Consider the following 19,227-nt stretch of genomic DNA (forward strand, 5'->3'; position numbering starts at 1 on the left):
GTCAGCCCGCCGTGTTCAGGACCGTATGACGGACGCGCTGGCGTGCTGCGGCTGTGCCATCGGCTCGCACGGCACTCCGCGCGGGGCCTGCACGAGGCACCGCACGCCTTCCCGGGCTTGGGCGGCCGCGGCCCGCCATTGGTGTCGCTTCGCCTGGGCCACCGCACTGCGCCCTGCGTACACGAAGGAATAGACCAGCGCCTTGCGCGTCGTCGACCGCCGACGCTCCGGCGGCACATGGTTGCTGATGATCCCGATCGCGGTCACCGCTCACGGATGTTGCCGCCGGACACCATCCGCTGCGCGGTGTCGGACTCGTCGTGCTTGCGCTAGCCGGCCAGGATCTCGTCCACGAAGACGACCGGCCCGTGTGCAGCCATCCGCGTCCACAACTCCCAGTCCGCGGCATGCGGTAGATCGGTGCGGAACCCTCCGAACACCTCGTATGCCGAACGGCGCACCACGATGCCAGGGGCGCGCACCCGGTTGGACACCGCGAACGCCTCGAACGCGCCGTCCCAGATGCCGGTGCCTTCCCGGTAGCGACGGGTCTCGTGGATGGTCGCCCCACTGCCGTCGATGTGGCGTGTGCGGCACATGGCCACCAGCGCGGGACTGCCCTCCAGCGCCAGCTCCATCGCGACATAGAAGCCCGGCAGCACGGTGTCGTCGCCGTGCAGGATGTGCACGATCTCGCCCCGCGACAAGGCGATGCACCGGTTGAAGGTCGCCACGGCGCCGAGGTTCACCGGATTGCGTTCATAGCGCACGCTGTCGCCGCCGATCGCCCGCACCACCGTCTCGGTGGCGTCGGTGGACGCGTCGTCGATGACGATGATCTCCGCGTCGTCGCGGCCGCCGAGTTGTTCCACGACCTCGGCGAGGGTTTCGGCGAGGAAATGCGCACAGTTATGCGCCGGTACAACCACCGACCACCGCAGCTTATCCCTGCGTTCATTCGCGCGAAGCACGCTGTCGGCACCGCGACTCAACTGCTTTATCACTTCGGTCACGGTTGAAACGTAGGCGCGCCCGGTGACCAATTCGGGAGCGTGAAGTGAACAGCACAAACACAGGGAGCAAGAATGCAGATAGGAATCGCCGGTGCCGGGTTTTCCGGAGCGGTGCTCGCGCGGGAGCTGGCCGAGGCCGGGCATCGGGTGGTGGTCCACGAGACGCGCGATCACGTCGCCGGCAACTGCCACACCGAGCGCGACCCGGACACCGGCATCATGATCCATCGCTACGGCCCGCACATCTTCCACACCGCTGACGAGCGGGTATGGCGCTACGTCAACCGCTTCGCGGCCATGCAGCCCTACCACCACCGCGTGCTCAGCACCGTCGGCGGACGGGTCTACTCGCTGCCGGTCAACCTGCTGACCATCAACCAGTTCTTCGGCACCACGTTGAGCCCCGAGCAAGCCGAGGAATTCGTTCACGACCAGTCCGAACCGACCATCGAGGACCCGGCGAATTTCGAGGAGCAGGCTCTGTCAATGATGGGTCGCAAACTGTATGACGCCTTCTTCTTCGGCTACACGCACAAACAATGGGGCATGGAGCCACGCGACATACCAGCCTCGGTGCTGCGCCGATTGCCGCTGCGCTTCAATTACCAGGATTCCTATTTCTCGCACCCCTATCAAGCCATTCCGCGGGACGGGTACACCGCCCTGGTGGAGCGGATGCTGGACCATCCCGGGATCGAGGTACGGCTGAGCACGCCATACCCGCCCGAGGGCCGGGATCGCTTCGACCACTCGATCTGGACGGGTCCGCTCGACGCGTGGTTCGGCCACCGGTTCGGCCGGCTCGGCTACCGCACCCTGGACTTCGAGGAGATTCGCGGCACCGGCGACTACCAAGGCTGTGCGGTCATGAACTACGGAGACATCGACGTGCCGTTCACCCGCATTTCCGAGCACAAGCACTTCGCACCGTGGGAGCAGCACGAGGAGACCGTCTGCTTCCGGGAGTTCTCCCGTCTGGCCGGCGAGGACGACATCCCCTACTACCCGATCCGGCTGGCCCGGGACAAGACGCTCCTGGACCGCTACCTCGAGGCAGCGCGCCGCGAGCCGCGAGTCACCTTCCTCGGCCGACTCGGCACCTATCGCTATCTCGACATGGACGTCACCATCGGCGACGCGCTGCGCGCGGCCGATGAGCTGAAAGCGGCGTTCAACGCACGGCGGCCTCTTCCGGCGCTGTTCCAGGAGTGAGGTCCGCGGCGGCAGCGCCGGATGCTGCCGCCGCGAGCACCGCCACCTGCTCCTCCAGCTCGGTCAGCTGTTGCTGCACGGCTGCCAGGGCGAACATCAGGTCGGCGTTCCCGACTTTTGCCCCGGTGCCGCCGATCCGGATCACCGCCCGCAGCCGCTCGTTGCCGTGCAACTTGTTCTGGGCGTATTTGCCCGTCATCGAGGCGGTCCGGCGCACACCGGAGTGCCGCAGGTGGTGCCAGCCCACCCGCACCTTGCTGTCGGTCGCCGGCCGGCCGGCGAGCGCCTTCCGGAACTCCGCTCGATCCGCGGCGGCGACCGCGAGGCACAACCTGCGCGCCTGCGCACCCTTGTGGCCCTCGTGCAGCGCCTGCAGCACGGTGGCCCGCGAGTATGACGCGAAGATCGGGCGCACCGCGTCATACAGTCCGCCGCGTAGCGGCTCCGGCGTACGCCGCGAGATCCACTCCAGTTGCGAGATCGCCCACGTCAGCAGCGTCACTTCGTAGAGCTCCAGCACGCCGCGCTGCTCCAACCATCGGCGGATCGTGCCGTGGTGATCGAAGATCCGCAGCAGCCGCTCGTCGGCCGTTGCCATCGTCTGACCCGACCGGGCCACCCGGTGGTAGGCGAGCACGGTCGGCACGATGGCGATGGACCGGCCCGACACGACCGCGGCCCAGTGGAACGGGTTGTCCTCGTAGAAGTAGTCGCCCACCGGGAAGCGGATGCCTTCCTCCTCCAGCATCGAGCGCCGGTAGAGCTTGCGCCACGGCACCGCGATGAAGCGCAGAAACTGTTGCCGCATGGTCGGATCCAGCTCGTACCGCGCCCGGTCGAGAGCCGCCCAGCGATGCGCGTCCGCCGGCTCGGCGCGCTGGCCGGTGGTGTCGTCGACCTCGAGGTACTTGCACATCGCCAGGTCCGACCCGGCGGCCTCCGCCGCTCCCACCAGCTGCTCGAACATGTCCGGCTCGACGAAGTCGTCTCCGTCGACAAAACCCACCCAGGTCCCCGTGGCGCGTTCCAGGCCGGCGTTCGCAGCGGTCGCGACACCGCCCGGGCTGTTCTGGTCGAGCAGCACTGGGATGAATCGGGCATCGCGAGAAGCGAATTCGCGGATCCGATCCGGTGTGCCATCGGTCGACCCGTCGTCGACGACGAGCACCTCGATGTCCGGGAGAGTCTGTGCGGCAACGCTTTCCAGGCACTGCTCGATGTACCGCTCGATGTTGTATGACGTGACGATGATGCTGACTGTAGCCATGACGAGGACTTCCGATCAGACGAGCGAGCGGCGGACGATGCGGTCGGCGAGCGAGGGGTCGCGGCGCTCCCGGATGCGCATGAAGTCGGCCAGGTTGATGCGCAAGAGGTGCTGTTGCAACCGCTGGCGTCCTTCGTCGGCGACCTCGGGGGCGAGCCGGTCCAATGCCCACGTCGAGGAGCGCAGCACGAAGTCCCAGTAGTGATGCGAGTAGCGGTTGCGCAACTCAGGCCGGCGCCGCAGCATCTCGTAGGTCTCGTCGAGCGCGTCGAAGAGCGCGAGGCGCTCGCGGCCCATCCGGTGCGACAGATTGCCGCCGCCGTCACCGACGATGTGCGTGCAGACCGCGTCGTTGAGCAGCACCAGCGTGCGCGCGTCCAGCAGCGTCATCCAGTGGCCGAGGATGTCGTTGTGCACCTGGGTCTCGCTGAACCGCAAGCCGGTTCGCTGGAATCGCGCGGTCCGGAGCACCTTGTTCCAGGGGTAGTTGGAGAAGCCGAGGAGGCGGGGCACCTCCGAGAGCCGGGCGATCCGGCGACTCTGGTCGCCGACGTAGTGCTGCCAGACGACGTCGTCGAAAGAATTCATCCCCGTGTGGTCGGACGTCCAGCCACGCCGGTAGGTGTAGGGCATCATCGCGACGTCGGTGTCGGTCGCGTCCAGGAGCTCGACGGCATCCGCGAGCACGTCCGGATGAAGCTCGTCGTCGGCGTCGAAGAAGATCGTGTAGCGCCCGCGCGCCCGGTCGAAGCCGACGTTGCGGGCGTGGCCGGCGCCGTGATTGCCGTCCAGCCGGACCAGTCGCACCTCGTCGCGAGCGAGCTCCTGCACCACCTGCACGGAGTCATCGGTGGACCCGTCGTCCACGACGACAACCTCCACCCGCGGGCCGGGAACGTCGAGGAACGACTCGACGACCTTGCCGACGGTCGGTGCCGCGTTGCACATCGGGATGATCGCTGACAGATCCGGCATCAGGTTGGAGAACACAGGAATTGCGCTGCCTTCACTCGGAGTTGACGGTGATCCACCACGGTGGACGCCGGCGACGCTACCCCAGGATCCCCGGGGCCCGCGCCTGTGCAGAGCGCCCTCACCGAGATGTCGATGCCCCGTCACCGACTGTCCATCCGACGGCCAACTCGGCGGCCTACTTTGCCGACGTCGGGCCCGTCCACGGGCCCCGGAAGGTTGAGGCGATGACCGACAACACCACCGATGACCTCCTGCGACAGGTCGTGAAACAGTTGCGCACCACCCGGGAAGTCCCGTCGACCGCCTTGGGTTTGCGTCGCGCCGCGGTCCAGGACTCGGTCGATCACATCCGAGGCGACGAGCGTTTCCTGGACGCACAGGTGCATCTGCACAATCCGGAGGCGCTCCGCCGGGCAGCTGCGGCGGCGCCGTCCTTCGCCGGTCTGATCGCCGAGTTCGGCGTACACCGAGGCAGCAGCCTGACGATGCTCGCCGACCACTTCGCCGACCAGGTCGTGTACGGTTTCGACTCGTTCGAGGGCCTGCCCGAGGCCTGGACCGGCAGCCGGGAAAGCGCCGGGGCGTTCGACATCGGCGGCAAGCCGCCGACGCTGGCGGTGACCAACGTCGAGTTCCACGTCGGCTGGTTCGACGAGACCGTGCCCGCCTTCGCGGCGACCACCACCGAACCGTTCCGCTTCGTCCATCTGGACGCCGACCTTTACAGCTCGACGAAGACCGTCTTCGACGCCCTCGGCGACCGGTTCGTGCCGGGCACCGTGGTGGTCTTCGACGAGTATTTCGGCTACCACGGCTGGCGCCGGCACGAACACCGTGCCTTCAGCGAATTCCTCGGGTCACGACCGGATCTCGACTTCCAGGCGCTCGCCGTGGGGCACATGAGTCTCGCGGTGCGCCTCGTCGCTGCATGAGCCGGCCGGGCAGCTGTCGGCTGGATCAGAGACCCTTCGAGCAAGTATGTCGACGACACCGCCGCCCCATCCCGCCACTGGCGGCCTCCTCGCCGAGTGATCGCGAAATCTCGCCGTCGCCCGGCGAACCGACCGTCATTCGGGGAGGCTCAGCGCAAGTCGCGGATCAGCGGATGGAGTGCGAAGACCGCGCACAGCACGCTCATCGCCATACCGCAGCAGACTGTGGCCACAAGCATGGACGACCCACCGGCCAGGAGTCCGAACAGCGGCGTCGTCGCTGGCGTCAGCACCAGGTCACCGAGCCGGCTCACCGACGCCACGCGTCCCAAGTGGCTCGGCGCGATGATCCGCTGGAACGATCCGCCCAGCCAGACCGAGGCGAGCCCGGCCGTCACACCGACGACCAGCATTCCCGCCACCAGTCCGGCCCGGGTCGGCAGGCCGACGGCAGCGAGAGCAACGCCTTGGATCACCAGCAAGGCGAAGGATCGACGTGGCAGGTAGCTGCCCTGCCAGCGGATGCCGGCGACCGAGCCGAGGATTGCGCCGGTCGCCAGGGCCGCTTCGGCGACGCCCAACCAGCCGGATCCCCAATGGGATTCCGAGACGCGCAGTGCCACGCCGACGGAGGTCACCGGTGTGACGAAGACGTTCAAGGCCGCCAGTCCCAGCAGGAAGACGCGGGCCACCGGCGAGCGCTGGAGGTAGTCCCAGCCGGACCGCAGCGCTCGGCGCACCGGTTCGTCCGAGAGGCGCGGGAGGCGGAACCGGGTACGCACCACCAACCGCAGCACCAGCAGCACGACCAGGAACGTGACGGCGTCCGCCAGCATCGAGAAACCGAAATCCCACTGCACGACGACCGCCCCGATCGGGGCGCCCAGCAGCCGCGCGATCCGGGACCCGGTCTGCGACCAGCCGCTCACGGTGACCAGGTCGCCCGTGTCGACCAGTTGCCGCACCAAGGTCGAGCCGGCCGGCCCGGCCAGCCCAGTGACCGTGCCGAAACAGATCGCGACGGCGAAAAGCACTGCAGGCGTGGGCAATGCGCTGTTCCACGCCGCCACCGCCGCGACGAGCACGAGCACCCGCGCGAGTTCGCCGAGCATCATCACCCGCCGCGTGTCGAAGCGATCGGCGATCACCCCACCGACCAGCGTGCACAGTCCCTGGGGCAGCATCTCGATGCCGAGCACGAGCCCGGCCAGGCCCGGCGACAGGTGGTGCACCGCGGTCCAGGCGAGGCCGATGGCGAACACCGTGTCGCCCGCGGCGGACACCACGGTCGCGCCCAGGTAGGCCTGGACCATCCGGTCGCGCCGCACCGGTGGCGGCGCCGCACCGATCAGCTCCGGACCCTCGGTGGTGACGTGCATCGTCATACCGCGCCCGGCTCACTCGGGAACACCCGGGCGATCACCCGCACGGGGCGCCGATCCGACTCCGGATGCACCTCGGCGTCGGCGCGGACCTCCCCGGCCCACTCCATCACGAGGGCACCGATGCGCTCCTTCAACTCCTGCATCTGCCCGGCCGTCGCGGGCAGGAAGGTGTCGGTGGCCATGCCGTCCCGCCATTCGGCCGGGAGTTCGTCGCGGGTGCGCATCCAGCGCACCGTCGCTGCATTCAGGTATTCGAGGTTTGCTCGTTCGGCGGCGTCGGCCACCTGCCGGGCGAAGCTGCCGTCGGCGTAGTCCTCGGTATTCCAGGACAGCCGGCGAGTGTTGCCGCGCCACCAGGATTCCCGGGTGTCGCGTGCGAGCTCGGGCGCCGGCTCGACGAAGCCGGTCCGGTGCATCGGCTTCAGGTGGTGGCTGACCGACCCCACGGCGATGTCGAGACGAGCAGCGAGTTGCCCCACTGTTGCGGGTCCCTCGTTGGTCAGGATCTCGAAGATGCGCCGCCGCATCGGGTGGTGCAGCGCGAGCAGCGCGTCGATGAGCGCTGCTCCCGCCGGCTGGTCGGGCAGCTCAGCCGAAGGAGCCGAGTCGGTATGCCGCTCAGCGGCAATCTTGCGTGGCATGCGATATATCGTGATGCGGAGTCACGTCATACACAAGAGCTCTTGTATAACTCAGCTCCCTCCAGCGCCGCGCCGACCGGCATTGTCCTCGCCCGCGGACGCAATACCGCATTCTTCTCGATTTATGCCAACGCGACACGCAGCTGCGCAACAAATGTCACAATATTCTCCGGACACCCACCCGACGCGCCGCGACCGGGTGAGCACGACGCACCGACCCCCTCCCTGAGCCACGAGGACAACGCATGGGCATCCCCCGCCTTCTCACCATCACGATCAGCGCCGCCACTGCCTTCGGAGCCGTGGTGGCCGCAGCTCCGGCGCACGCCGACTCCCGGCCCAACCCGGTCCTGAGCGCGCTCGCCGGCACCACCATCCCCGGCCCGGCCGGCAACCCGGTGTGGGCGCTGCGGTCGGTGCAGCGCAGCGCCGCGGCGCTCAGCTCGGTGTCCTGCGCCCCCACTGCCGCCGATGCGCAGACGGCGACGCAGCTCGCCGGGGCGATGACCTACTCCCGGATGGGGCGCCAGCTCTCCGCCGAGCAGGTGGCCTGTGCCCGGCGCGTCGCCGCCGCGGCGAAGGCGACCGGGCTGGACCGCAAGGGTGCCGAGATCGCGCTGATGACCGCCATGGTGGAGACCACTCTGCGCGACTACACCGGAGGCGACCTGGACAGCGTCGGTCTCTTCCAGCAGCGCAACTCCTGGGGCACCTACGCGCAGCGCATCAACCCCGAGTGGGCGACCGGCAAGTTCCTCAGCGTCATGCAGCAGATCTACCCCGGCAGTTCATGGCTGACAGCCCCGTCGGGGGACGTGGCCGCGAACGTGCAACGACCGGCTGCGGCATACCGCGGCGAATACGCCTTGGCACAGTCGTCCGCCGACGCCCTGCTGAACGCGCTCTGGCCACTGCCCGCTTCGACACCGACACCGACACCAACACCGACTCCGACTCCCACACCGACTCCGACGCCGACGCCGACACCGACTCCCACACCGAAGCCCACTCCCAAGCCGACGCCGAAACCCGCGCCCAAGCCGATACCCCGTCCGGCGAAGCTGCGAGTACTGCATCCCGGGATGCGGGGGGCGGACGTGAAGTACGCCCAACAGCTGCTGAATCTGCTCGGCGCTCGCCTGGGTGTGGACGGTGTCGACGGCCCGGCGACGACGGCCGCGATCAAGACCTTCCAGCGTGGGCAGCACTTGGTGGTCGACGGCATCGTCGGCCCCGTCACCTGGTCGCACCTGCAGGCGGCCACTGGTCAGCAGGCCGGCCCGGTGTCCACACCGAAGCCGAAGCCGAAACCCGTTTCCAAGCCGCGGCAGATACCCCGTCCGGCGAAGCTGCGAGTGTTGCATTCCGGGATGCAGGGCGCGGACGTGAAGTACGCCCAACAGCTGCTGAATCTGCTCGGTGCACACCTCGACGTCGACGGTGCTGACGGGCCCGCGACGAGCGCCGCGATCAAGGCCTTCCAGCGCCGGCAGCACCTGACGGTCGACGCCATCGTCGGCGCCGCCACTTGGTCCCACCTGGAGGCTGCGGCCGGTCAATAGGGCGCCTCAGCGCCCCCACGGGAGGCATGCGAAAGGCCCCGAACCTCCGGAGAGGTTCGGGGCCTTTCGGCGGTGAATCAGTTCAAGATCGTCCGCCGGGCCGAGCCCGTCGAGGTCCGCCGGGCCGAGCCCGTCGAGGTCCGCCGGGCCGAGCCCGTCGAGGTCCGCCGGGCCGAGCCCGTCGAGGTCACTTGAGGATCTTGGTGACCCGACCGGCGCCGACGGTGCGGCCACCCTCGCGGATGGCGAAGCGCAGACCGTCCTCCATCGCGATCGGCTGGATCAACGTGACGGTCATCTCGGTGTTGTCACCGGGCATGACCATCTCGGTCCCCTCAGGCAGCTTCACGACACCGGTCACGTCGGTGGTGCGGAAGTAGAACTGCGGGCGGTAGTTGTCGTAGAACGGGGTGTGACGGCCGCCCTCGTCCTTGCCCAGGATGTAGACCTGGCCCTCGAACTCGGTGTGCGGGGTGATCGAGCCCGGCTTCACGACGACCTGGCCGCGCTCGACGTCCTCGCGCTTGGTGCCGCGGAGCAGCAGACCGACGTTCTCACCCGCACGACCCTCGTCGAGCAGCTTGCGGAACATCTCGATGCCGGTGACCGTGGTCTTCTGGGAGGCCTCGCGGATGCCCACGATCTCGACCTCTTCGTTGACCTTGAGCACACCGCGCTCGATACGGCCGGTGACGACGGTGCCACGACCGGTGATCGTGAAGACGTCTTCGATCGGCATCAGGAACGGCTTCTCGATGTCGCGCACCGGGTCCGGGATCGACTCGTCGACCGCGTCCATGAGCTCCTCGACCGACTTGACCCACTCGGGGTCACCCTCGAGCGCCTTGAGCGCCGAAACCTTGACGACCGGGGCGTTGTCACCGTCGAACTCCTGGCTCGACAGCAGCTCGCGGACCTCCATCTCGACGAGCTCGAGGATCTCCTCGTCGTCGACCATGTCCGCCTTGTTCAGCGCCACCAGGATGTAGGGGACGCCGACCTGGCGGGCCAGCAGCACGTGCTCACGGGTCTGCGGCATCGGGCCGTCGGTGGCGGCGACCACCAGGATCGCACCGTCCATCTGTGCGGCACCGGTGATCATGTTCTTGACGTAGTCGGCGTGACCCGGCGCGTCCACGTGCGCGTAGTGGCGCTTCGCGGTCTCGTACTCCTGGTGCGAGACGTTGATGGTGATGCCGCGCTGGCGCTCCTCGGGAGCGTTGTCGATGTCCTCGAACGCCGACGCCTTGTTCAGGTCGGGGTACTTGTCCGCCAGCACCTTGGTGATCGCAGCGGTCAACGTGGTCTTGCCGTGGTCGACGTGACCGATCGTTCCGATGTTGACGTGCGGCTTGGTCCGCTCGAACTTGGCCTTAGCCACTGTGGGGTCCTCCTTCAAGGACTGTTGCTGACGCCGGGGCGGCGCCTTCGGTTTTCGTTATTTTGTGTGACAACCGGGCTGACGATAGGCGCTGCGGCATACCACGATCAATTCGGTATGCCGCGGCGCCGCCACGTCACTCGCCCCGGATCTTCTTGATGATCTCGTCCGCGACGTTCTTGGGAACCTCGGCGTACGAGTCGAACTGCATCGTGTAGTTGGCACGACCCTGGGTCTTGGACCGCAGGTCACCGACATACCCGAACATTTCCGACAACGGCACGACGGCCCGGACGACCTTGGCGCCGCTGATGTCCTCCATGGCCTGGATCTGGCCACGACGGGAGTTGAGGTCGCCGATCACGTCACCCATGTAGTCCTCGGGCGTGCGGACCTCGACGGCCATCATCGGCTCGAGCAGCGCGGGATCGGCCTTGCGGACCATTTCCTTCAGCGCCATCGAACCGGCGATCTTGAACGCCATCTCCGAGGAGTCGACGTCGTGGTAGGCACCGTCGAGCAGGGTGGCCTTGACGCCCACCAGCGGGTAGCCGGCGAGGACACCGAGCTGCATGGCCTCCTGGATGCCCTGGTCGACCGACGGGATGTATTCGCGCGGCACGCGACCACCGGTCACCTTGTTCTCGAACTCGTAGAGCTCGCCTTCCTCGGTGTCCAGCGGCTCGATGCTGAGCTGCACCTTCGCGAACTGACCCGAACCACCGGTCTGCTTCTTGTGCGTGTAGTCGTACTTCTCGACCGGGCGGCGGATCGTCTCGCGGTAGGCGACCTGGGGCGCACCGACGTTGGCCTCGACCTTGAACTCCCGCTTCATGCGGTCGACCAGGATGTCGAGGTGGAGCTCGCCCATGCCGCCGATGACGGTCTGGCCGGTTTCCTCGTCGAGGCGGACCGAGAACGTCGGGTCCTCCTGCGCGAGCTTCTGAATGGCGGTGCCCAGCTTCTCCTGGTCGCCCTTGGTCTTCGGCTCGATCGCCACGTGGATGACCGGCTCCGGGAAGCTCATCGACTCCAGGACGACCTGGTCGTTGATGTCCGAGAGCGTGTCGCCCGTCGTGGTCTCCTTCAGACCGATCGCCGCGTAGATGTGACCGGCGAGTGCTTCGTCGACCGGGTTCTCCTTGTTGGCGTGCATCTGGAAGAGCTTGCCGATGCGCTCCTTCTTGCCCTTGGTCGTGTTGTAGACCTGGCTGCCGGCGGCGACCCGACCCGAGTAGACCCGGATGAAGGTCAGCGTGCCGAAGAAGGGGTGTGCGGCGATCTTGAAGGCGAGCGCGGAGAACGGGTCGTCCGCGCTCGGGTGGCGCTCGACCTCGACACTCTCGTCGCCCGGCTTGTGCCCGATCATGGCCGGGACGTCGACGGGGGACGGCAGGTAGTCGACGACCGCGTCCAGCATCGGCTGCACGCCGCGGTTCTTGAACGCCGAGCCACACAGGATCGGGTAGACCTCGGAGTTGATGGTCAGCTTGCGGACGCCGGCCTTCAGCTCGTCGATGGTGAGCTCGTTGCCCTCGAGGTACTTCTCCATCAGCTCGTCGTCGGCCTCGGCGACGCGCTCGACCAGCTTCGAGCGGTATTCCTCCGCCTTGTCCTGCAGCTCGGCCGGAATCTCCTGGACCTCGTACTTCGCGCCCAGGGTGACGTCACCCTTGGCGTCGCCCGGCCACACCAGAGCCTTCATCTGCACCAGGTCGACGACACCGACGAAATCGGCCTCGGCACCGATCGGCAGCTGGAGGACCAGCGGCTCCGCACCCAACCGGTCGATGACCGTCTGCACGGTGAAGTAGAAGTCGGCGCCCATCTTGTCCATCTTGTTGATGAAGCAAATGCGCGGGACGTCGTACTTGTCGGCCTGACGCCATACGGTCTCGGACTGCGGCTCGACGCCTTCCTTGCCGTCGAAGACCGCAACGGCGCCGTCGAGCACGCGCAGGCTGCGCTCCACCTCAACGGTGAAGTCGACGTGCCCGGGGGTGTCGATGATGTTGATCTGGTTGCCGTTCCAGAAGCTGGTGACGGCCGCGGAGGTGATGGTGATCCCCCGCTCCTTCTCCTGCTCCATCCAGTCGGTGGTCGACGCGCCGTCGTGCGTCTCGCCCATCTTGTGGTTGACACCGGTGTAGAACAGGATGCGCTCGGTCGTCGTGGTCTTGCCGGCATCGATGTGCGCCATGATGCCGATGTTGCGGACCTTCTTCAGGTCGGTCAGCACGTCGAGTGCCACGTTGTCTTCTTTCCTGATTGCTTGTTGTCAGACTCGATTGTGATGGATGGCGGATGCCGATCCGGGTCCGCACGGCGTATGCCGGCCAGGTCCGCCGCCGGTGCGTGCTGCACCGGCGGCGGCACGCATCACCAGCGGTAGTGCGCGAAGGCCCGGTTGGACTCGGCCATCTTGTGGGTGTCCTCACGACGCTTGACCGCGGCACCCAGGCCGTTGCTCGCGTCCAGGATCTCGTTCATCAGGCGTTCGGTCATCGTCTTCTCACGACGCTGCCGCGCGTAGCCGACCAGCCAGCGCAGCGACAGCGTGGTCGCGCGGCCCGGCTTGACCTCGACCGGGACCTGGTAGGTGGCGCCGCCGACGCGGCGGCTCTTGACCTCGAGGCTCGGCTTGACGTTGTCGAGCGCGCGCTTCAGCGTGACGACCGGGTCGGTGCCGGTCTTCTCACGGCAGCCCTCGAGGGCGCCGTAGACGATGCGCTCGGCGATGGACTTCTTGCCGTCGAGCAGGATCTTGTTGACCAGCTGGGTGACCAGCGGAGAGCCGTAGACGGGGTCGACGACGAGGGGGCGCTTCGGAGCGGGGCCCTTGCGAGGCATTACTTCTTCTCCTTCTTCGCGCCGTACCGGGAACGGGACTGCTGACGGCCCTTGACACCCTGGGTGTCCAGCGCGCCGCGGATGATCTTGTAACGCACACCCGGCAGGTCCTTCACACGGCCGCCACGGACGAGCACGATCGAGTGCTCCTGCAGGTTGTGGCCGACGCCGGGGATGTATGCGGTGACCTCGATGCCCGAGGTGAGGCGGACACGCGCGACCTTGCGAAGCGCGGAGTTCGGCTTCTTGGGGGTCGTGGTGTAGACGCGGGTGCACACACCGCGTCGCTGGGGGCTGCCCTTGAGAGCCGGCGTCTTGATCTTGGCGATCTTGTCCTGCCGACCCTTGCGGACGAGCTGGTTGATTGTGGGCAACCTACTGTCTCCGTAACTGATCGAATCTTGTCTGTCGGCAGGGGTTCGCACCCCTGACAACTCCTTGGTTTCTCCGGCCCGCGCAGCCCTCCCCCGCGACGTCCTCGCTCGTACCTCACTCGGCACTTCGCAGGGACCCCCGAGGTCGGGAGTGTCGGACCGGCGCTCTCCCCCGCACTTCCCGTGACGACCTGACCTGTCGAATCCGACCGGCCGACGCGCCCGATGGGCTGCCCGGCGAGAGCGTGTGGTGGCCTGGTGCCACGCGGCCCGTCATACACGCAGAACGTGCCGACCGGCCGGCGGGCAGGGCAGAGCCCACGCACGAGTCACAATCCTACCGGTCGGCCGTATGTCGGCAAAATCGGCGGCATCCGCGCCTCGGCAGACCGGCCGGCCGGCGATCTGGCACATTTGCGGGCGTGACGGTTCCTGTGCCAGCTGCCTGCCCCGTGCTCTCGGTCGTCGTGCCGATGTACAACGAGGAGGCGGTCCTGCCGCTCTTCGTCGAGCGGCTGCGGCCGGTGCTCGACGCGCTGGGCGTGGCCTACGAGGTCGTGGTGGTCGACGACGGGTCGACCGACACGACGCCCGTCATGCTGCAGCGGGTGTTGCGGGAGTGGCCGAGCCTGCGCGTCGTGCGGTTGCGCGCGAACTCCGGTCACCAGGGCGCGATCTCCGCCGGCCTGCATCGCTCGCGCGGCGACTGGGTCGTCACCATCGACGCCGACCTGCAGGATCCGCCGGAGACCATCGCCCGGATGTATGACGCGGCGGTCGCCGAACAGGTCGACGTGGTCTACGGCGTGCGCACCGACCGCACTACCGACTCGGCGTTCAAACGGCACACGGCCGGCGCGTTCTACCGGATGATGCGGCGCCTCGCGAAGCTCGACATCTCCCAGGACGCCGGCGACTTCCGGCTGATGTCGCGTTCGACGGTCGACGCGATCAACGCGCTGCCCGAGCACAACAGGGTGCTGCGGCTCGTCGTGCCGACGCTCGGCTTCCCCTCGACGACGGTCGACTACAAACGTGACACCCGTGCCGCCGGCGAGTCGAAGTATCCGTTGCGCAAGATGATCGGCCTCACCCTCGACTCGGTGACCGGCTTCTCCCAGGCGCCGCTGCGCTTCGCGACGTGGTTCAGCCTGTTCGGCTTCCTGGTCGCCGGGCTCGTGCTCGTCTACGTCGTCTGGAGCAAGCTGGCCGGCGGCACCACCTCGGGCTGGGCGTCGACGGTGGTCATCCTCGCGGTCTTCTCCGGTCTGCAACTGCTGTGCCTCGGCATCCTCGGCGAGTATGTCGGTCGCACGTATGCCGCCCTCCAGCAACGCCCGAGCTACTACGTCTCCTACGACTCCGACCACGGCGGCCCGTCGCACGCCGAAACCGACGAGCCGGTCGACTGACGGCATACCAACCACAATCCGCGCCACGGCCGCCAACCTCCGCTCCTTGCCGAGAGGCTCACACAACGCCGACAGGCTCAGTAAATCCGCCGCTCACGCGGCGATTTACTGAGCCTGTCAGTGTGTTACTGAGCCTCTCGGCAGAGACCGATCAGCTGTCGAATTATCTCGACCGCTTCCTCGCACTGCGCTTCGTCAGCTGTCGAACCCGAGCGAGGCGTCGTCCAACCGGACCGCCTCACCCGAACCCGGGCCGAAGACCGGGTAGTCGTACGGCTGGTAGTCCGGCAGCGCGTAGAGCGCAGCCTTGGCTTCCTCCGTCGGCTCGACCTTGACGTTGCGGTAACGCGGCAGGCCGGTGCCGGCTGGGATCAACTTACCGAGGATGACGTTCTCCTTGAGGCCGAGCAGCGGGTCGCTCTTGGCGTGCATGGCCGCCTCGGTGAGGACTCGCGTCGTCTCCTGGAAGGACGCCGCCGACAGCCACGAGTCGGTGGCCAGCGACGCCTTGGTGATGCCCATCAGCTCCGGACGACCCGACGCCGGACGACCACCCTCGGCGAGGGCGCGACGGGACGCGTCCTCGAAGCGGGACCGCTCGGCGAGCTCGCCGGGCAGCAGGTCGGTGTCGCCCGCCTCGATGATCGTGATCCGGCGCAGCATCTGCCGCACGATGACCTCGATGTGCTTGTCGTGGATCGACACACCCTGCTGGCGGTAGACGTTCTGGACCTCGTCGACCAGGTGCTTCTGGACGTCGCGGGCACCCTGGATGCGGAGCACCTGCTTGGGGTCGATCGCGCCCTGCACGAGCAGCGTGCCGACCTCGACGTGGTCGCCGTCCTGGACCAGCAGACGGCCGCGCTTGCTGACCGGGTAGGCGTGCTCGTCCGAGCCGTCGTCCGGGGTCAGCAGGATGCGGCGTGCCTTGTCGGTCTCCTCGATCTGGATGCGGCCGGTCGCCTCGGCGATCGGTGCGACACCCTTCGGGGTGCGGGCCTCGAAGAGCTCGACGACACGCGGCAGACCCTGGGTGATGTCGTCACCCGCGGCACCACCGGTGTGGAAGGTGCGCATGGTCAGCTGGGTGCCGGGCTCACCGATGGACTGGGCCGCGATGATGCCGACGGCCTCACCGATGTCGACCAGCTTGCCCGTGGCCAGCGAACGGCCGTAGCACATGGCGCAGGTGCCGACGCGGGACTCACAGGTGAGCACCGAGCGGACCTTGACCTCCTCGACACCGGCTGCGAGCAGCTTGTCGAGGTTGACGTCGCCCAGGTCGGCGCCGGCAGCGGCCAGCACCTCGCCGTCGACCTCCACGTCGGTCGCGAGAGTACGCGCGTAGACCGAGGTCTCGACGTTCTCGTGCTCGACGAGCGTCCCGTCCGCGCTGCGCTGACCGATCGGCAACACCAGACCGCGGTCGGTGCCGCAGTCGTCCTCGCGGATGATGACGTCCTGCGAGACGTCCACCAGGCGCCGGGTCAGGTAACCCGAGTCGGCGGTACGCAACGCGGTGTCGGCCAGACCCTTACGGGCGCCGTGCGTGGAGATGAAGAACTCCAGCACCGACAGGCCCTCCCGGAAGTTCGCCTTGATCGGGCGCGGGATGATCTCCCCCTTCGGGTTGGCCATCAGGCCACGCGCACCGGCGATCTGCCGGACCTGGAACCAGTTACCGCCGGCGCCCGAGGACACCATCCGGTAGATCGGGTTCTTCTTGTCGAAGTTGTGCTGCATGTCCGTGGCGACCTCGTTGGTCGCCTGCGTCCAGATCTCCACGAGCTCCTGACGGCGCTCGTCGTCGGTGATCAGACCACGGTCGTACTGGGTCTGGATCTTGGCAGCCTTCTCCTCGTAACCGGCCAGGATGCCCCACTTGTTCGACGAGGTCTGCACGTCGCTGATCGCGACGGTGCAGCCCGAACGGGTCGCCCAGTGGAAGCCCGCCTCCTTCAACGCGTCGAGGGACGCCGCGACCTGCACCTTCGGGTAGCGCTCGGCGAGGTCGTTGACGACGCCCGACAGCGCCTTCTTGTCGATGTCCTTGTTGAGGAAGGGGTAGTCCTCCGGCAGCGCCTGGTTGAACAGCACCCGACCCAGGGTCGTGTCCAGCTCGAACGACGCCAGGCGGCCCAGCTCGTCGACCTCGGCGCCCTCGGGCAGCTCGAAGCCGGCCGGCGGGACCTGGTCGTAGAGACGGATCGTGACGAGCGAACCGAGCTTGATCTCGTGCCGGTCGAACGCCATTCGGGCCTCGGCCGCGGACGAGAAGGCGCGCAGGTGCTCGCCGTCCTCGACCTTCGCCTCACCGTCCTGCGCGGTCAGGAAGTAGAGACCGGTGATCATGTCCTGGCTGGGCATGGTCACGGGACGACCGTCGGCCGGCTTCAGCACGTTGTTGCTCGAGAGCATGAGGATGCGGGCCTCGGCCTGGGCCTCCGCCGACAGCGGCACGTGCACGGCCATCTGGTCACCGTCGAAGTCCGCGTTGAAGGCGGTGCAGACGAGCGGGTGGATCTGGATGGCCTTGCCCTCGACCAGCTGCGGCTCGAACGCCTGGATGCCGAGTCGGTGCAGCGTCGGTGCGCGGTTCAGCAGCACCGGGTGCTCGGTGATGACCTCTTCGAGGACGTCCCACACCTCGGCGCGCTGGCGCTCGACCATGCGCTTGGCCGACTTGATGTTCTGGGCCAGGTCGAGGTCGACCAGGCGCTTCATCACGAACGGCTTGAACAGCTCCAGCGCCATCTGCTTGGGCAGACCGCACTGGTGCAGCTTCAGCTGCGGACCGACGACGATGACCGAACGGCCCGAGTAGTCGACGCGCTTGCCGAGCAGGTTCTGCCGGAAGCGGCCCTGCTTGCCCTTGAGCATGTCGGACAGCGACTTCAACGGCCGGTTGCCCGGACCGGTGACCGGACGGCCACGACGGCCGTTGTCGAACAGCGAGTCGACAGCTTCCTGCAGCATGCGCTTCTCGTTGTTGACGATGATCTCCGGCGCACCCAGGTCGAGCAGTCGCTTCAACCGGTTGTTGCGGTTGATGACGCGGCGGTAGAGGTCGTTCAGGTCGGAGGTCGCGAAGCGACCACCGTCCAGCTGCACCATCGGACGCAGGTCCGGCGGGATGACCGGGACGCAGTCCAGCACCATGCCGCTGGGGTTGTTCTTGGTCTGCTGGAACGCGGTGACGACCCGCAGCCGCTTCAGGGCACGCGTCTTCCGCTGCCCCTTGCCGGTCGCGATGATCTCGCGCAGCGAGGCGGCCTCGGCGTCCAGGTCGAAGCTCTCGAGGCGCTTCTGCAGCGCCTCGGCGCCCATGCCGCCCTCGAAGTAGAGACCGAAGCGGTCCCGCATCTCGCGGTAGAGCACCTCGTCGCCCTCGAGGTCCTGGACCTTGAGGTTCTTGAAGCGGTCCCACACCTGCTCGAGGCGCTCGATCTGCTGGTCGGAGCGCTTGCGCAGCTGGTTCATCTCGCGCTCGGCCGACTCGCGCACCTTGCGGCGGGCGTCGGCCTTGGCGCCTTCCTTCTCCAGCTCGGCCAGGTCTGCCTCGAGCTTGGCGGCGCGGGTGTTGACCGCATTGTCGCGGGCGTTCTCCAGCTCCTTCTTCTCGACCTCGATCTGCGCCTCCAGGGACGGCATGTCCTTGTGGCGCTGCTCGGTGTCCACCGAGGTGATCATGTATGCCGCGAAGTAGATGACCTTCTCCAGGTCCTTCGGGGCCAGGTCGAGCAGGTAGCCCAGGCGCGACGGGACACCCTTGAAGTACCAGATGTGGGTCACCGGAGCGGCGAGCTCGATGTGGCCCATCCGCTCGCGGCGCACGCTGCTGCGGGTCACCTCGACGCCGCAGCGCTCACAGATGATGCCCTTAAAGCGGACGCGCTTGTACTTGCCGCAGTAGCACTCCCAGTCACGGGTCGGACCGAAGATCTTCTCGCAGAAGAGCCCGTCCTTCTCCGGCTTCAGGGTGCGGTAGTTGATGGTTTCGGGCTTCTTCACCTCACCGTGGCTCCACTGACGGATGGATTCAGCGGTGGCGAGGCCGATACGCAGTTCGTCGAAGAAGTTGACGTCCAGCACGTTGTGCCTTCCTTCTCGTGTCTCACGAAAGTCTGAAACTGAAGACTCGTTCCTCGTCTTCACTTTCACCCTTTTATGCCCTTTAACCGTCCTCCGGCCGGGCTGAAAAGAGTTGGGGTTGGGCTGGGTTG

16 protein-coding genes are annotated in these 19,227 nt (G+C 67.3%); 5 read left to right on the plus strand and 11 right to left on the minus strand.

Going from position 1 to position 19,227, the window contains the following annotated elements:
• Positions 1-15: 15 nt before the first annotated feature.
• Both ACN8HC_RS00085 and ACN8HC_RS00090 read right to left on the minus strand, forming a co-directional pair.
• Complete coding sequence (locus ACN8HC_RS00085) at positions 16-267, minus strand: hypothetical protein (RefSeq protein WP_490072830.1); 252 nt, start codon at positions 265-267, stop codon at positions 16-18.
• A 62-nt stretch (positions 268-329) separates the two neighbouring features.
• Complete coding sequence (locus tag ACN8HC_RS00090; protein ID WP_490072831.1) at positions 330-929, minus strand: glycosyltransferase; 600 nt, start codon at positions 927-929, stop codon at positions 330-332.
• A gap of 156 nt (positions 930-1,085) precedes the next feature.
• On the opposite strand from ACN8HC_RS00090, the gene glf reads away from it, so the two are divergent.
• A complete protein-coding gene (glf, locus tag ACN8HC_RS00095) occupies positions 1,086-2,225 on the plus strand; it encodes a UDP-galactopyranose mutase (protein WP_490072832.1) in 1,140 nt (379 codons plus the stop codon).
• Here the strand turns inward: glf and ACN8HC_RS00100 are convergent.
• The gene (locus ACN8HC_RS00100) at positions 2,185-3,492 is read right to left on the minus strand and encodes a glycosyltransferase family 2 protein (protein WP_490072833.1); all 1,308 of its coding nucleotides are present in this window, start codon (positions 3,490-3,492) and stop codon (positions 2,185-2,187) included. The genes glf and ACN8HC_RS00100 overlap by 41 nt on opposite strands.
• Positions 3,493-3,507: 15 nt before the next feature.
• Entirely contained in the window at positions 3,508-4,467 is a 960-nt protein-coding gene (locus ACN8HC_RS00105; RefSeq protein WP_490072834.1) for a glycosyltransferase family 2 protein, read from the minus strand.
• A 224-nt stretch (positions 4,468-4,691) separates the two neighbouring features.
• On the opposite strand from ACN8HC_RS00105, the gene ACN8HC_RS00110 reads away from it, so the two are divergent.
• Entirely contained in the window at positions 4,692-5,399 is a 708-nt protein-coding gene (locus ACN8HC_RS00110) for a TylF/MycF/NovP-related O-methyltransferase (RefSeq protein ID WP_490072835.1), read from the plus strand.
• Positions 5,400-5,548: 149 nt separating this feature from the next.
• On the opposite strand, the gene ACN8HC_RS00115 is transcribed toward ACN8HC_RS00110, so the two are convergent.
• Positions 5,549-6,784 carry an MFS transporter gene (locus ACN8HC_RS00115; protein WP_490072836.1) on the minus strand — a complete coding sequence of 412 codons (1,236 nt, stop codon included), beginning with the start codon at positions 6,782-6,784 and terminating at the stop codon, positions 5,549-5,551.
• On the minus strand, positions 6,781-7,425 hold the full coding sequence (locus tag ACN8HC_RS00120) for a helix-turn-helix domain-containing protein (protein WP_490072837.1): 645 nt from the start codon (positions 7,423-7,425) through the stop codon (positions 6,781-6,783). Before ACN8HC_RS00120 ends, ACN8HC_RS00115 begins: the two co-directional genes overlap by 4 nt.
• A gap of 245 nt (positions 7,426-7,670) precedes the next feature.
• On the opposite strand from ACN8HC_RS00120, the gene ACN8HC_RS00125 reads away from it, so the two are divergent.
• Positions 7,671-8,987: a peptidoglycan-binding domain-containing protein gene (locus ACN8HC_RS00125; protein WP_490072838.1), complete on the plus strand. Its 1,317-nt coding sequence runs from the start codon at positions 7,671-7,673 to the stop codon at positions 8,985-8,987.
• Positions 8,988-9,059: 72 nt separating this feature from the next.
• Positions 9,060-9,182 (plus strand): hypothetical protein, encoded by a 123-nt coding sequence (locus ACN8HC_RS00130; protein WP_490072839.1) that lies wholly within the window; start codon positions 9,060-9,062, stop codon positions 9,180-9,182.
• Here ACN8HC_RS00130 and tuf read toward each other — a convergent pair.
• The 4 genes from tuf to rpsL form a co-directional block, all read right to left on the minus strand.
• On the minus strand, positions 9,175-10,368 hold the full coding sequence (gene tuf / locus ACN8HC_RS00135; protein WP_490072840.1) for an elongation factor Tu: 1,194 nt from the start codon (positions 10,366-10,368) through the stop codon (positions 9,175-9,177). The two genes, ACN8HC_RS00130 and tuf, sit on opposite strands and share 8 nt — an antisense overlap.
• Before the next feature lie 136 nt (positions 10,369-10,504).
• Positions 10,505-12,619 carry an elongation factor G gene (gene fusA / locus ACN8HC_RS00140; RefSeq protein WP_490072841.1) on the minus strand — a complete coding sequence of 705 codons (2,115 nt, stop codon included), beginning with the start codon at positions 12,617-12,619 and terminating at the stop codon, positions 10,505-10,507.
• A gap of 128 nt (positions 12,620-12,747) precedes the next feature.
• Entirely contained in the window at positions 12,748-13,218 is a 471-nt protein-coding gene (gene rpsG / locus ACN8HC_RS00145) for a 30S ribosomal protein S7 (RefSeq protein ID WP_123271448.1), read from the minus strand.
• Positions 13,218-13,592, minus strand: coding sequence for a 30S ribosomal protein S12 (rpsL, locus tag ACN8HC_RS00150; protein WP_490072842.1), 375 nt, complete (start codon positions 13,590-13,592; stop codon positions 13,218-13,220). The genes rpsG and rpsL overlap by 1 nt, the downstream gene beginning before the upstream one ends.
• A 422-nt stretch (positions 13,593-14,014) precedes the next feature.
• On the opposite strand from rpsL, the gene ACN8HC_RS00155 reads away from it, so the two are divergent.
• Positions 14,015-15,004, plus strand: coding sequence for a glycosyltransferase family 2 protein (locus ACN8HC_RS00155; protein ID WP_490072843.1), 990 nt, complete (start codon positions 14,015-14,017; stop codon positions 15,002-15,004).
• Positions 15,005-15,199: 195 nt separating this feature from the next.
• On the opposite strand, the gene ACN8HC_RS00160 is transcribed toward ACN8HC_RS00155, so the two are convergent.
• A complete protein-coding gene (locus tag ACN8HC_RS00160; protein ID WP_490072844.1) occupies positions 15,200-19,096 on the minus strand; it encodes a DNA-directed RNA polymerase subunit beta' in 3,897 nt (1,298 codons plus the stop codon).
• Between the last annotated feature and the right edge of the window lie 131 nt (positions 19,097-19,227).

Source organism: Flexivirga sp. YIM B11880 (assembly GCF_058148645.1).

What these genes read in the sequence shown, in the direction of transcription:
- glf (WP_490072832.1), top strand. Translation starts at nt 1,086, where the DNA reads ATGCAGATAGGAATCGCCGGTGCCGGGTTTTCCGGAGCGGTGCTCGCG.
- ACN8HC_RS00100 (WP_490072833.1), bottom strand. Translation starts at nt 3,492, where the DNA reads ATGGCTACAGTCAGCATCATCGTCACGTCATACAACATCGAGCGGTAC.
- ACN8HC_RS00105 (WP_490072834.1), bottom strand. Translation starts at nt 4,467, where the DNA reads ATGCCGGATCTGTCAGCGATCATCCCGATGTGCAACGCGGCACCGACC.
- ACN8HC_RS00110 (WP_490072835.1), top strand. Translation starts at nt 4,692, where the DNA reads ATGACCGACAACACCACCGATGACCTCCTGCGACAGGTCGTGAAACAG.
- ACN8HC_RS00115 (WP_490072836.1), bottom strand. Translation starts at nt 6,784, where the DNA reads ATGACGATGCACGTCACCACCGAGGGTCCGGAGCTGATCGGTGCGGCG.
- ACN8HC_RS00120 (WP_490072837.1), bottom strand. Translation starts at nt 7,425, where the DNA reads ATGCCACGCAAGATTGCCGCTGAGCGGCATACCGACTCGGCTCCTTCG.
- ACN8HC_RS00125 (WP_490072838.1), top strand. Translation starts at nt 7,671, where the DNA reads ATGGGCATCCCCCGCCTTCTCACCATCACGATCAGCGCCGCCACTGCC.
- rpsG (WP_123271448.1), bottom strand. Translation starts at nt 13,218, where the DNA reads ATGCCTCGCAAGGGCCCCGCTCCGAAGCGCCCCCTCGTCGTCGACCCC.